Raw genomic sequence first — 14143 nt, forward strand, 5'->3', positions numbered from 1 at the left:
CATAAGAACTTTAATGCCAGAGGTTCGGGATGTTAAATTTAGTAGTACGGTTTTATAAATCTGGAGCAGTTTGCTTTTGATACGCGCTGGGTGTCAAACCTTTAATCTTTTTGAAGGTGGCAAAAAAAGTAGATTTAGAATTGAACCCCACTTCATCTCCGATGGCATCTATGGTCAAATGAAGGCTCGAGGATAAGATTTTGCAGGCTTCTTCAATCCGATATTCGTTGATGAACAATGAAAAATTTTTCTCTACATGCTCATTTAAAAGCTGCGATAGTTGATGCCCTGAAACCCCGATTTCTTTGGCAAGATCATTCAATTTTAAGTTAGGGTCTTTAAAAATCTTTTTCTCTTCCATCATCCGTTGTAGCTTGCCAATCATCAACGCGACTTCCTGCTCATCCAGTTTTTTATCTACGTACTTTTGGGTTGTAAAAGAAGACAAATCATTGGTTTTCTTGCGATAAAGCAGGATAAACACGACCAAATAAATGATGATAGAAAAATAAAGCGCCCCCAAAATGTAGCTGCCTTTGGTGATACTCAAAATAGCCCATACGTACGAAGTAAACAGTAAAAATACGCCTCCCACAATTGTTAAAACCCATTTTTCAAAAGCTTTAAGACTTTCTTTTCGGAGTATTTTTTTCAGAAGCGGCCCAATTGTCCAACCCGAAAAAGCGATATAGACACCCCACTGCAAATAGATAAGGGGGATGATGTAATGGCGCCACCACGCTGGCACTCTTTCATAGGGATACAGCACGCCAACCGTCAGTATGGTCAACAGCCAAAACACCAACTGACCCACCCACGATTTGGGCATACTACGAATTTGTTGCATTTCGGACTTAACAAAAAAATACAAGAAAGGGCCGATAAAAAAGCAAGCGGTAAGCCCAATTTGCAGGTATATTTTGGGCAAACTGTAATCAAAGAAATAGACGACTGATTTTCCGATTCGGATACTCAACACCAACAACAAAGCCCCTAGTAGATAGTTAGAAAGGTGTTTTTTAGCCGTAAAGAAAAAAAAATATAGGCTTAAAATGAGGCCATTAAACGCCCCCAATGCACTAAAAAAGAACAATACTTTATCTCCAAGGCTCATTTTTTGAGCTATTTATCTATGGTAGTTGCTTGTTTCACTTTCTTTATAAACTCAACTTATACTCCCGTAATTTTAGCAATTTTTTCGACGAAAAAATTGCTTTACATGGCACGATTAGTCGTAAACTTAGACAAAACGACAAATTCCCTTCGTTAGTTTCCAACACCTGCTCCTTTACCAAACATTCAACCACTGACTCACTCATTCAAATCTACGTATTTTACTTCACTCGCTCCCTTTCTTCGTCTTTCGAATCATATTTTATGCTTTGGGTATTTTTACCAAAACTTCGTGAGTAGGTCAATTTAACAACCCGATAAAATACCGTTTCATCGCGCCAATTTGATACCGTATTGATGTCAAACGCAATGGGCGTCATGCCTCCGTTGTGAGAAAAGACACTAAACGAACGAAACACATCGGGTAAAGTAAGCAATAAGGTTCCTTTGTCATTTTTAAGTTTTTTAGCAATTCCTACATTGGCTACACCAAAGCCTTTGATTGTATTTGGCCCTTCAAAATAGGGCATATTGTACCATCCCGAAAACTCAATTTCAAAGTTTTTAGGTAAGTTGATTTGTTGTGAAAAATTGAGATTCTGAAACACATATCGCTTTTCGGCAGGAAATTGACTGTAAGAAACCTTATAATCTCGGACAGACGTGAGGGTGTTGAGGGTAAATTTCCACCATTTTGTAAGTTGAAAAGGGTAACTCAAAAATAGATTCAGACTTTTCATGTAATCTAGGTTTTGTGGCGAAGAAATGCCTACATCTTTGGTGGCGTTTGAGGTAATCTGATACCTCAAAATAGGATTCAAATCGTATTGAGCTGACATACCAATACTCAAACCATTTTTTGAATACTCAACTTTGAGCATATCAGAAAGCGTAGGTTTTAGCAATGGATTTCCAGAAAAAATAAAAGTGGGGTCGGTGTAAAACAAATTGGAAATCAAGTCGGTATAGGCAGGGCGACTGATACGGCGACTGTAATTGAAATTAATCGAGGAATTTTGATTAATGGCATAGGTATAAAGCACCGATGGAAAGAATTTTGAAATCTCAAATACTTCCTCTTGATTGCTAAAATCTCTTTTCCAATATTCATAACGCAGCCCCAAAAGAAGGTTACTTTTAGCGTCAAGCATATACTTAACTTGAGAATACACCGCCGCAATCCGTTCCTGACTTTTGAGTTGGCTTTGAGAGCGTGGGTCTATTTCCCAAGTGTCGTTTACTTTTCTTTCTACCTTACTGTCGTTTTCATTTTGTGCAAAACTTGTTTTTATGCCAAAATCAGCATTAATTTTTTCGCTAAATTGGGTATTCAAATCAGCTTTAAAAACGCCCACATGTATTTTAGAAACGCTTTCGCCTCTATTTCCGTACGTAAAAATTGAAAACTGTGGTTTTATCGGCTGCTTTTGTTCATTAAAATATTCCAAAGAAATACCTGCGGGGCTGTTGTTGGAATAATTAATGTAACTAAAATCGGCATTGAAATGGGTTTTAGGCGAAAAATTTTGTTTGAAATAAAACGAAGAAATATTGTTTTGCTTGGTCGTCAATCCATCTGAAAGCATTGCTATTTCAAAATAATCGCCCCTTTTTAGCTGATAAGTACCTCCGTTGTTCACCAAATTATGAGATTTATCAAAACTTCCAACAAAATCTACCCCAAGTGTAGTTTTGGGGTTAGGCTGATATTGTACCGCAAAATTTAGATTATGATTGTTTTGGTATCGGCGAGCAATCCCATAAAAAGTATTGTAGGTTTCGCCCAACATAAACGAAGCCCCTGCTGTACCATCGCCCGCGTATCCAGATTTCCGAACATCATGATTGAAAGAATAGGAAGCATTAAGATTTAGCTTTTTAAATCCATGAGAAAAGCCAATTGTGGTAAGGACTTTCTCTCTATAACCATACCCTGCCGTAGCCGAAAAATTGATTTTCGTCCCCAATGTTTCGTTATTCTTGAAGATAATATTGATAATCCCCGCTCCTCCGTCAGCGTCATATTGGGCAGAGGGAGAAGTGATGAGTTCTATCTTTTCGATATTGTCGGCTACCGTATTTTCAAGCAACGACATCAATTCCTCCATCGGCATCTGCACTTTTCGGCCATTGAACATGATCGTTACGCCGCTTTGTCCGTTCAAGCTAAATTGGTTGTTTCGGCGGTCCGAAATCACCCCTGGCAGCCGCTCCAGTACCTGCAAAGCATTACTTCCTTTGGTCATAAGGCTACTTTGAACATTGATAATTTTGCCCAACGGCGTGGTCTGAACGAGCTCTTTCTTGGCCGAAACCTGTACTTCGTTCAGGGTATTTTCTTCTTCTAAAAGTGTCAAATCGGCCAGTGTGATGGTAGAATTGGTAGAATTGGAAGAATTTACTTCAAACGCCTCAGAAAGTCGCGTCTGATACCCTACCCCACTGATTTTCAAATAAAAACGCCCAATTTTCGACAACGAAAGTTGATAATTTCCTCCTTCATTAGTAGTGGTACCTGATACCAAACTGCTATCGGAAGCAGCCAAAAGCAGCACATTGACAAACGGAACAGCTTCTCCTTTTGGAGTAATGATTTTGCCTGTGATTTGCGCAAAAGCGACGTTTGAAAAAAGAATGATAATCAATAGCGTTTTCATGTTTCTGTTTTTTCTTCAAAGCAAACAAGACTTTTTCGCTCTATTTGATACGATTGACGAAGTGTCAGGATTGATTGATGAAATGTGGGTATTGGGTATAGTATCAAGCATCAATATTTTTTAATAAATTTATTTTTTGTATCCCTGCCACGCTTTCAGTTTTTTGCATCATGTAGTCTATGGAACATTCAAATTCGATAGCAGCGTCAAAAACTTTTTGGGAAAAAACCTACCACCAAAACATCAACAAATTGATTGGTATAGGTTATCGCTATACGACAGATAGGCAAATAGCCGAAGATTTGGCCCATGATGCGTTTTTGTTGGCGTATGAAAAAGTGGATGAGTTTGAAGGAAAAGGACCATTTGAAGCATGGCTGCGGCGTATTATGGTAAACCAATGCCTACAATATTTACGTGAACAAAGAAAACAGAAGTATATAGCCGATTATCTACAACATGAAGTGGAAACTAACGAAGAGTTATCGAACGACGAAAAACAAGACTTCTCAGAAGCAGAACTTTTAGCAGCAATCAACCAATTGCCAGAGCATCATAAAATGGTGTTTAATCTTTATGTAATTGATGGATTTAGCCATGCTCAAATTGCCAAAGAGCTTGACATTAGCGAAGGTACTTCAAAATCTCATTTGGCGAGGGCTCGTAAGAAGATAAAGGAACTACTGAGTCAAAAGAAGAAAAAATCAAGCTTTTTTTTACTTTTTTGGAATATTGACAAACTTTATAAGCAAAGATTCAAGCATTTTGAACTTCCTTCTTCCAATGATATTTCTTTTGATTCCTTTACAAATCACAGTATTTCTGAGCCCATTTTTAACACTCAAATACCTTTGATTAATAACTATTTGACTGCTGTGGTTACTATTTCAAGTATTGGAGTGCTCATCTTAACTTTTTGGATAAATTCTGATAAACCCAAACCAATTATCGAAGCAAAAGAAAATAATATTTTAAAAGACACTGCCACCCTTTCAGAAAATCGCATCAATAGTAAAAAAGGTTCTTTAACTATAAATGCAGATTCAATGAAAAATTTAAAATCAATCGGGCTGGTAGCAGCAACAGTCGCAAGTTTTGCCGTAATTAGCAATGCACAGACAAAAATTTCTACAAACTCCACCGCTAAAATGGAAACAATTGTAGATAAACCACAAACAGTTGTTTTGGATAAACCCTCACAAGCAAATACTGATAAGGTACAAAAAGTGGTTTTGGATGGAGATGGGGTTTCAAAAGTAATTATAGATAAGCCACAAACAGTTGTTTTGGATAAACCCTCAGAAGCAAATGGCGATAAGCTACAAAAAGTTATTTTGGATGGGTATTCAGAAGTAATTATTGATAAACCACAAAAAGTTGTATTGGATAATCCCATAAAGACCAATGTTTTAGGGACTTTTTATGGCGAAAAGCTCTATTGGTCAGAGGAAAACAATGAGCTTTATTTTGAAGGAAAATCTATCATTAAATTTGGCAAAAATAATACCATCACGAATGGTAGAATAAGTTTTTTGGATAAAGTATATTATTTGGTAATAGATGGCAAGCCTGCAAAATTGGGTGATAAAATAAATCTAACCAACAAAAAATACAACCTCAGGTCGCTATCGACACAAAATGCCCTTGCAAAGTACGGTGATGCGGGCAAAAATGGTGCAATCGAAATAGAGATAGAAGAATGAAAAAGTACCACCACTACTTTGACACGTATTTTAAGCCAAACTTCTGAATCTGACTCTGTTGGAACAGGATTTACCTACAATGGCAATAAATACAATTTGGTCATATTGGGATATAAAGGATTCGACTTGGAAATCATGGTCTATCCATTTAAAAAATATAAAAGCGGTGCGAGTATTAATAGTTACTTTTAGCCATAAGGAGATGAGTCGTAAAATGGGCTAAGTGGACTTTTCACGAAAGCAAATTTGGACTTTTCAGAAAAGTGAGGCGCAGTTTTTATTCAGAATTTTGTGACATAAACTGAATAAAAATGAAAACCAAAGAAACAGTATTAGTCACAGGAGGAACAGGCTTTGTAGGAAGACAACTTATCCTCCAACTTTTGCAAAAAGGGTATCAGGTTAAAACCACCATTCGTAACCTTACCAACAAAGAAAGTTTAATCTCCAGCCTAAAAGCAAATGGAATTAAGTCCTTAGAAGACCTTTCCTTTGCCCAAGCAGAACTGACCAAGGATGATCATTGGGAGCAAATCATGAACGGCTGTAAGTATGTCTTGAGCGTCGCTTCACCCGTTTTTTTTGATGTTCCACAAAATGAACAAGAAGCAATCCGCCCCGCCGTGGAAGGTATTCTTCGAGTACTGAAATTCGCAAAAAAAGCAGACGTAAAACGAGTTGTGATGACGTCAAATTTCGGTGCAGTTGGATTTAGCCATACTGATACCACGACCCAAACCAATGAAGAAGACTGGACAGATATTCGCCTCAAAGGCTTGTCGGTTTATGAAAAATCAAAAACACTGGCCGAAAGAGCCGCATGGGATTTTATTGCGAGGGAGGGCGAAAGTTTAGAGTTTGTGACCATCAATCCCGTAGCGATTTTAGGGCCATCGCTTGATGCTCATTTTTCGGGAAGTTTCCATTTGCTCGAAAACCTTTTGAACGGCTCGATGAAAGTCATCCCTAACATTCCCCTCAACGTAGTCGATGTTCGCGACGTTGCAGATTTACACATTCGAGCCATGACTCACCCCATGGCAAAAGGTCATCGCTTTATTGCTTCTGCCGACGGCCAAATTTCCATCCAAGAGATTGCTACATTGTTAAAAACACACCTTCCTGAAGTTTCTCAAAAAGTTTCTTCCAAAAAACTTCCAGATTGGGTTCTTTCTTTTGCATCTTTATTCAATGCCAAAGCAAAAGAAGGGGTAATGCTACGAAACGTGAATCGTAATATTAGCAATCAAAAAGCCAAAACTTTATTGGGCTGGACACCCATTGCAACCCAAGAACAGACTATTTTGGCTGCCGTAGAAAGTATGGTTCAATACAGTAAACTCCCATGAGAGCAATAACCAAAGATAAAAAGTCGGCGATATTACGAGAACAATTTATCCCTGACCATGTATTTTTTTACATCCAAAAAGGAGGGATTCGTTTTTTTGATGGCGACCAAAACTACACCTTCCGCGAAGGCCAATGTGGTATTGCGCTTAAAAATCGATTGGCAAAGTTTAGTGTGCTTGATTCAATCGACGAATTTGAGCCCATCATTATTTGTTTTGAAGAAGCATTTTTGAAAGATTTTTTGCGCAAATACCCACGTATCATTGCTACATCTCACGCCAAAAATGTTTTTATCAACCTTACTCCAACGGCACTGATAGCTGAATTCATACGTTCGTTAAAGCCTTATTATAAAGATGTTATGGAACTCGACGAGGCTTTTGAGGAGCTCAAACACGAAGAGCTTTTACTCATTCTGCTTCGGAATCAGCCTGAAATTGCCCATGTTCTTTTTGATTTTGGAATCCCTGAAAAAATCAATTTGGAAGCCTTCATGAACCGAAACTTCACGTTTAATGTGAGTCTCCAACGCTTTTCTTACATGACGGGAAGAAGTTTATCGGCCTTTAAGAGGGATTTTAAGGCTATTTTCAACGAAACACCAAGTCGTTGGTTAGTGCAAAGGAGGTTGGAAGAAGCATTCTTTTTGCTACAAAAGAAAAATCGTAAGCCTTCCGAAATTTATTTGGAACTGGGCTTTGAAACTTTAGCTCATTTTTCAACCACTTTTAAAAAACGATTTGGTCTAAACCCAACAGCATTGATTGAAAAAAACACCTAACTCATCTCACTCATTCTATTCTATCAGTAGGTTAAACGCATTTCAAACTTATCAACACTGAGTTTAGGAGTGTCATTCCTTCACCCCTTGTTTCATCCCATTTTCGGGGTATTTCAAACCAATTTTTACTTCACGAGAGGTGTTTGCGCTAAACTTGCGTTTCAAAACCTTAACACGCTCATGATAAAATCCCCCTATTTCTGGCTAGCTGTCATTATGACCGCTCTCATTCCCTGCTTCATAATCGACATTGTACACCACTACCTTGATTGGAAAAAAGAAGTAAGAGAAGAACTAATCATTGTTGTACAAAACATATATACTTTCACCAAAGACCAAAAAGCCAACATCTTAGACCGAGTTTTTGAGCGAAACCAAACCTTGATGTTCCTTATGTACCTCAAAAGCTTTGCGGTTCTGCTTTTTTTGAGCGGTAGTAGTTATTTTTTCTGGCGTTATCAAAAACAAGCAAAACCCAAAGTCTGGCAACCTTCGCTTTATACGATTGGATTGATGGCTTGTTTTTTATCAATAAAAATCTTTGTATTAAATACACACAATTCCAATGAAAATGTGAGACTTATCTCCATCAATCCAAATGCTACTTCGTTTGAGGAGATTTATAACAAACATTTTAAAGGGAGTGTCGTGTATGTGGATTTTTGGGGTACGACTTGCGGGCCTTGCCTACAAGAATTTAGGAATTTCACCAAGCCTCTCAAGGAAAAATATCGAACAAGAAACGACATTAAGTACCTTTATATAGCACAAGGAAATGAATACCTCTGGCGTGAGCAAATCAAAAAATACAACGTAGAGGGAAATCATATTTTTATTAGTGAAGATCAATATGCCAAACTTTATCGGCAATCTACCAAAGATAGTACGATACTGATGCCGCGCTATTTAATCATCAATAAAAAAGGGGAATTAGTAGAAGCAAACGCCAAAAGGCCAAGTGATACCGACAGTTTGTATCGTCAATTGGACAAATATTTGGTTATGGATTAAAACATTTCGTCAATTATTTTCGACACTATATCAATCTTTGGGGCATTGGTACGCCATAAACCGTTATTTTTCAGTCTAAAATAGGCGACAATGCAACATTGGTTTTTCAGATACAAACTTCACCACATTCCATTTTGGATAGGTTATCACCTTCTTTGGATGATATTCAACGTGGGGAGTTTGGAAGGAGTAATTGGTTATCTGTTCAGGGGCGAAGCACCCATCAAGTTCATCGGTTACATTATTTTTCAGGCAGCGGGAGCGTATTTTAACCTATATTTTCTTATACCCAAGTTTTTGTACGTTGGAAACTACAAAACGTATATTACGTTGGTTATCCTGACGGTTTTGGTATGTACAGGTTTTATCACTTGTGGCTATTTTTTGAATGCCTATTATTCAAAATTGACTTTTTTTGAATTATTCAACAAACGCCCCGACCAGTGGTTTATCATCTATTCGACCGCTGCGCTTCCTTCTACCGTAGGTTCTATGACCTTGGCAATGAGTATAAAACTTGGTAAAAACTGGCTCAATGCCGAGCGAAAACGCCTTACTTTGGAAAAAGACAATCTTGAAACCGAACTCAAATACCTGAAATCACAGATAAATCCTCATTTTTTATTCAATACCATTAATTCCATTTTTGTCTTGATTCACAAAAACCCCGATTTGGCGTCGGAGTCGTTGGCTTCATTTTCAGAAATGCTTCGTTATCAACTATATGAATGCAATGACGAGAAGATTTTGTTGAGCAAAGACCTCCAATTTTTGGAAAACTTTATCGAACTAGAAACTTTACGTTTGAACGAAAATCAAACCGAATTGGCGTTTGAATTGAACCATGAGTCGGCTCGGGGTCATCAGATTGCGCCGTTTATTTTGTTGCCTTTTGTTGAAAATGCCTTTAAACACGTATCAAAGGGAAAAACCCAACAAAATTTTATAAAATTGGATTTGAAAGTTGACACCGAAAAGATACTTCATTTGCACCTCGAAAACAGTCATGACGTAGAAGCAACAAACGAAAGTTCGGGAATTGGGTTAAAAAATGTCGAACGAAGACTCAATTTGATATACCCAAATCGACATACCTTAGACATAGAACGAGGAGTGAATTTTTTTAAAGTTAAATTAACCATCCATCTATAAAAACTCCCCTTGGAGAAGGCAGCTATGAAATTACGATGCGTTATAGTGGACGACGAACCTTTAGCCAGCGAAGGGCTTATGAAGTACGTCGAGGTGGTCGATTATCTGAGCCTTGTCGGTGTGGCAGAAAACCCACTCGAACTCAACAAATTACTTGACAACCAAGCCACTGACCTCTTATTTTTAGACATTCAAATGCCCCACATGACGGGGCTGGATTTTCTAAAAATCAGGCAGAACCTTCCGATGGTCATTTTGACAACGGCCTATCCCAACTACGCCTTAGAAGGATTTCAGTTTGATGTGGTCGATTATTTGTTGAAACCCATCACGTTCAATCGTTTTTTCAAAGCCACCAACAAAGCCAAAGATTTGTACTTTTTAAAGAATCAAGCGCTTCAAAATTCGCCTCCAAACAGCGAACCCGATTATCTGTTTATCAAATGTGAAAGCAAGTACGAGAAAATTTTGGTGGACGAAATTCTGTTTGTTCAAGCCCTTCAAAACTACGTGATTATTCACACCCTACGGGGAAAATTTATGACGTTACTTCCCCTAAAAACCGTGGAAGAGTACCTCGACCCGAGCCAATTTTTACGGGTTCATAAATCGTATTTGGTGGCTATTACCAAAATCGAGCGCATCGAGCCTACTGAGCTTTCTATTCAGAATCAGCTCATTCCCATCAGCCGCAACCTCCGCGAGCGGGTATTGGAAGTGGTTGTCAAAAACAGGTTGCTGGCCAAGTAGTACGCTTTGCCGTTCAAATAGGCGTACTCCAAATTTTGGTTGTCGTAGTGGAAAATCCTACATTTACCAAAAAAATAAACCCAGCATGAATCGAATTGTTCAACTTTTCCAGAAGAACCCCACCCACAATCTAAACGTATATTTTACGGCAGGTTTTCCGCAATTAAACGACACCCGCCGTGTGCTAAAAGCCCTCGAAGAAGCAGGAGCGGATTTGGTTGAAATTGGTATGCCCTATTCTGACCCCGTGGCTGACGGTGAAACCATCCAAAAAAGCAACGAACAATCGCTTGAAAACGGAATGAGTGTCAAGAAACTATTCGAGCAACTTCATGGAATGCGTTCAGAAATAACGCTGCCCGTGTTGCTGATGGGATACATCAACCCCGTTCTCCAATTTGGCATTGAGAATTTTTGCCAGCAATGTGCAGAAGTTGGCGTAGATGGGCTTATTTTACCTGATATGCCCGTAGATGAGTACTTAGCGTATTATAAACCTACGTTTGACAAGTACGGCATACTCAATATTTTCTTAATTACGCCTCAAACAACCGAAAAACGCATTCGCCAAATCGACGAATCAAGTGAAGGGTTTATTTATATGGTATCGTCGGCCAGCGTGACAGGTTCTCAGTCAGGCGTCAGCCACGACATGGAAGCTTATTTTGCGCGGGTCAATGCCATGAACCTCAAAAACCCACGCTTAATTGGCTTTGGTATCAAAGACAACGAAACCTTCAACAAAGCTTGTGAGCACGCAAGTGGCGCCATCATCGGTAGTGCTTTCATTCGGGTCTTGCAAGAAAGTACCGAACTTGAAAAAGACATCACTTCGTACGTACGGGGCGTTAAGGGCGCTTCTGCACTTGTTTAACTTCCCAATAAAATCATGAAAAAGCTACTTTTTTCCTTAACCATCGTTTTTGCTAGTGCAGCTGCTAGTTTCGGACAAACAGCCGATGAAATTATTTCTAAAGCCATTGATGCCCGTGGTGGCTCGGCCAAACTCAACGCCCTCAAATCGATGCGAATGGAAAGCACGACGTCGGTCATGGGGATGGATTTGGCCTCCAAGTCGGTCATTGTTCATAAGCGCGGAATGCGCAACGACATTGAAGTGATGGGTCAAAGCATCGTTGTTGCCATCGACGGTGATAAAGGCTGGACCATTAATCCAATGCAGGGTTCTGACCCCGTGGCGCTTCCAGACGAACAAGTCAAAGCAACGGCATCACAATTGGACTTGTCGGGTATGGCCAATATCAAAGAGTCGGGTGCTGCTGCCGAATTAATGGGCAAAGAAACCTTGGACGGAAATGAAACATTTAAAGTAAAACTTACTTCCAAAGACGGCACCATTATGACTCACTACATTGACACAAAAACGTATCTTACGGCCAAAACATCCATCAAGGTTACGGTAAGTGGTCAGTCAGTAGAGGTTGATACAAAAATGTCTAATTATAAAGTGGTCGATGGAGTTTCGTTTCCCCATACAACCGAGATTTCAAACCCTCAAGCGGGTGCAATCGTAACGACTATTACCAAATTAGAACTTAATCCAACCATCGACGAAAGTATATTTGCGATGCCGAAGAAATAGTTTCTATTAAGTGGATAAACAAAAATAGCCCTTTTCAGAAGGGCTATTTTTGTTTACGAAGTTTTATTTGACAACAAATTTCTTTGTCCAAGTCTCATCGCCTTGTTCGCAATGAATAAGGTAATAACCCGTTGGAATTGAATACAGCGTCGTCTTTATATAATGCGTACCTGTGGGGTATAAATCATTGGTCAATAACCGTATAAGCTGCCCGTTTGGGTCAAGAATTTTAACAATCACTCGCGAAGGTAGTTGCAGTTTGAATTCAACCGTTACGTACTCCGTGGCGGGATTTGGGTAAACTTTCCACTGCGGCTCCTGCATCGCTCCCAACTGCACCAACGAGCTCCAAATAACGAAGAGCATGGATAATCGGGTTTTCATAGTAGGGCAATTGGCTTTTTCGTATCAAACGTACGAATATACACATAGATTGTCAGAAGGCAGGTGTCGTTGCCTAAAACATACCTTAAAATACCCTATTTTTAACAGCCTTTACGTTTTTTTTATGGTTCTTTATTTAACCAACCAGTTGTATCCAAAAACAGCATAGACTATTTTGGTATAATCATCTTTTTCGTACAAAACCCCAATTTGCTGGTCTTTTTGTACCACCAAGTCGGAATAAGCCGCTGCACCTGCATAAATTTCCTTACCAGCCGACCAGCTTTTTCCATCGTCTTCACTCACCCGAATGGTCAATTTTTCGCGTTTTGTTTGACTGTTCAAGTTGGAAAAAATCAACACTTTTTTCCCTTTTTTAGGCTCAAAATCAATCATACTTCCCTGGCAAACTGGATCAGGTAAGTCGGTCATCACTTTCACTTCCGACCACGTTTCTCCCGCATTTTTGGTAAAAGCCTGAATACGATACTTGGCATCTCCCGACTGATTACGGCAATTAAAAAGCAAACTACCGTCCGATGTTTCTGCCGCAATCGCCTCATTACTACCCGCATAGGCTACATTAGGAGACAACTTAAACGATTGCCCGTGGTCATCGGTGTAAAATCCATGCGCAATATAATCTTTCGACTTAGGCTGCGGAGGGCCTTCCGAATGATTGGCTGCGATATAAATTCGACCTTTATACGTCCCTTTCCGAATTTGCAAACCATGCCCAGGAGTATTGGCATACGAGCGCCAATCTTCCTTAAAAACATACGCAGGATTGGTGGCTGGATGGTTAGGTTTTGATACTTGCGTCGTGATGTTGACCGCCTCAGTCCACGTACGTCCATTATCAGTACTTGTTTTGAACCAGACCTCCCTCATGGCTTTTCCTTCGCGTACTTCTTGTTCGTGCGCGATGCCTGTGTTGTAAAACAAGAAAAGTCGTCCCTTGGGGTATCGCTTATCGGTAAGGTCAAAAACGGGCGCTTGGTTTCCCGCTTGGTCTGCGCCATTATCAGCCACCACTTGCAGCGCAGACCACGATTTTCCTTGGTCAGAACTACTTTTCATCACAATTTCCACATCGCCAAAATCGCCACAATTGTTGCGGCGCGCTTCGGCGAAAGCCAACAAGTGGCCATTAGGTGCTTTGACGATGGCAGGAATTCGGTAACATTTATATCCCTCCAAGCCATTTTGAAAAACTGTGACATCCTGAGGCTCTGTTAGCGGAGAAGAGGTAAAGTATTTTCCCCAACCAATAATCGTAAAAATTAGCAAATAGTACATAGCATTAGCGATAAGCCTTTAAATTACCTGAAACGAAGCACAAGAAGTATTTATAATGAATTCGTAGAATTATTTTCCTCAAAAGAGAATAAAACAAGCTCCATTAAGAAATCGTTTCAGGTAAGCGTAAGTAGTAATAAACGCAAAAAGCCTCAGATGTCTGAGGCTTTTTGTTAATGTGGGAGTTGAGGGAGCGGGCCGCCGCCGCGGTCGAACGTCCCCGACTCTCTGCTTGTAAGGCAGATGAGCCTCCGTTTATTTTTCGTGGGAGTTGAGGGATTCGAACCCCCGACCCTCTGCTTGTAAGGCAGATGCTCTGAACCAGCTGAGCTAAACTCCC

The 14143-nt window shown here is 39.6% G+C and carries 12 protein-coding genes and 1 tRNA gene; 8 read left to right on the plus strand and 5 right to left on the minus strand.

Annotated elements, in window-relative coordinates:
• Positions 1-52: 52 nt before the first annotated feature.
• Entirely contained in the window at positions 53-1114 is a 1062-nt protein-coding gene (locus tag K339_RS0116475; protein ID WP_028524580.1) for a helix-turn-helix domain-containing protein, read from the minus strand.
• Between the two features lie 220 nt (positions 1115-1334).
• Positions 1335-3770 (minus strand): TonB-dependent receptor domain-containing protein, encoded by a 2436-nt coding sequence (locus K339_RS0116480; RefSeq protein WP_028524581.1) that lies wholly within the window; start codon positions 3768-3770, stop codon positions 1335-1337.
• A 179-nt stretch (positions 3771-3949) separates the two neighbouring features.
• Here K339_RS0116480 and K339_RS36045 point away from each other — a divergent pair, with 179 nt between their 5' ends.
• From K339_RS36045 to K339_RS0116525, 8 genes are all read left to right on the plus strand, one after another.
• Positions 3950-5473, plus strand: a complete 1524-nt coding sequence (locus K339_RS36045; RefSeq protein ID WP_051398055.1) for an RNA polymerase sigma factor — start codon at positions 3950-3952, stop codon at positions 5471-5473.
• Between the two features lie 311 nt (positions 5474-5784).
• Positions 5785-6822 carry an SDR family oxidoreductase gene (locus K339_RS0116495; RefSeq protein WP_028524582.1) on the plus strand — a complete coding sequence of 346 codons (1038 nt, stop codon included), beginning with the start codon at positions 5785-5787 and terminating at the stop codon, positions 6820-6822.
• The gene (locus K339_RS0116500; RefSeq protein ID WP_051398056.1) at positions 6819-7604 is read left to right on the plus strand and encodes a helix-turn-helix domain-containing protein; all 786 of its coding nucleotides are present in this window, start codon (positions 6819-6821) and stop codon (positions 7602-7604) included. Before K339_RS0116495 ends, K339_RS0116500 begins: the two co-directional genes overlap by 4 nt.
• A gap of 180 nt (positions 7605-7784) precedes the next feature.
• Positions 7785-8615, plus strand: coding sequence for a TlpA family protein disulfide reductase (locus tag K339_RS0116505; protein ID WP_157607625.1), 831 nt, complete (start codon positions 7785-7787; stop codon positions 8613-8615).
• A 90-nt stretch (positions 8616-8705) separates the two neighbouring features.
• Entirely contained in the window at positions 8706-9767 is a 1062-nt protein-coding gene (locus K339_RS33920) for a sensor histidine kinase (RefSeq protein WP_037300923.1), read from the plus strand.
• 24 nt (positions 9768-9791) lie between these two features.
• Positions 9792-10517, plus strand: coding sequence for a LytR/AlgR family response regulator transcription factor (locus tag K339_RS0116515; RefSeq protein ID WP_028524585.1), 726 nt, complete (start codon positions 9792-9794; stop codon positions 10515-10517).
• An 85-nt stretch (positions 10518-10602) separates the two neighbouring features.
• Entirely contained in the window at positions 10603-11391 is a 789-nt protein-coding gene (gene trpA, locus K339_RS0116520; protein ID WP_037300818.1) for a tryptophan synthase subunit alpha, read from the plus strand.
• A 15-nt stretch (positions 11392-11406) separates the two neighbouring features.
• Positions 11407-12120, plus strand: a complete 714-nt coding sequence (locus K339_RS0116525) for a LolA family protein (RefSeq protein ID WP_028524587.1) — start codon at positions 11407-11409, stop codon at positions 12118-12120.
• 63 nt (positions 12121-12183) lie between these two features.
• Here K339_RS0116525 and K339_RS0116530 read toward each other — a convergent pair whose 3' ends face one another.
• The 3 genes from K339_RS0116530 to K339_RS0116540 all read right to left on the minus strand — a co-directional run bounded on the left by K339_RS0116530 (position 12184) and on the right by K339_RS0116540 (position 14143).
• On the minus strand, positions 12184-12504 hold the full coding sequence (locus K339_RS0116530; RefSeq protein WP_028524588.1) for a T9SS type A sorting domain-containing protein: 321 nt from the start codon (positions 12502-12504) through the stop codon (positions 12184-12186).
• Between the two features lie 132 nt (positions 12505-12636).
• Positions 12637-13803: a sialidase family protein gene (locus tag K339_RS33925; RefSeq protein ID WP_051398057.1), complete on the minus strand. Its 1167-nt coding sequence runs from the start codon at positions 13801-13803 to the stop codon at positions 12637-12639.
• A 265-nt stretch (positions 13804-14068) separates the two neighbouring features.
• Positions 14069-14143: transfer RNA gene (locus K339_RS0116540), tRNA-Val, on the minus strand.

The organism is Runella limosa DSM 17973 (assembly GCF_000482465.1).
GTDB classification, from domain to species: Bacteria; Bacteroidota; Bacteroidia; order Cytophagales; family Spirosomataceae; genus Runella; species Runella limosa.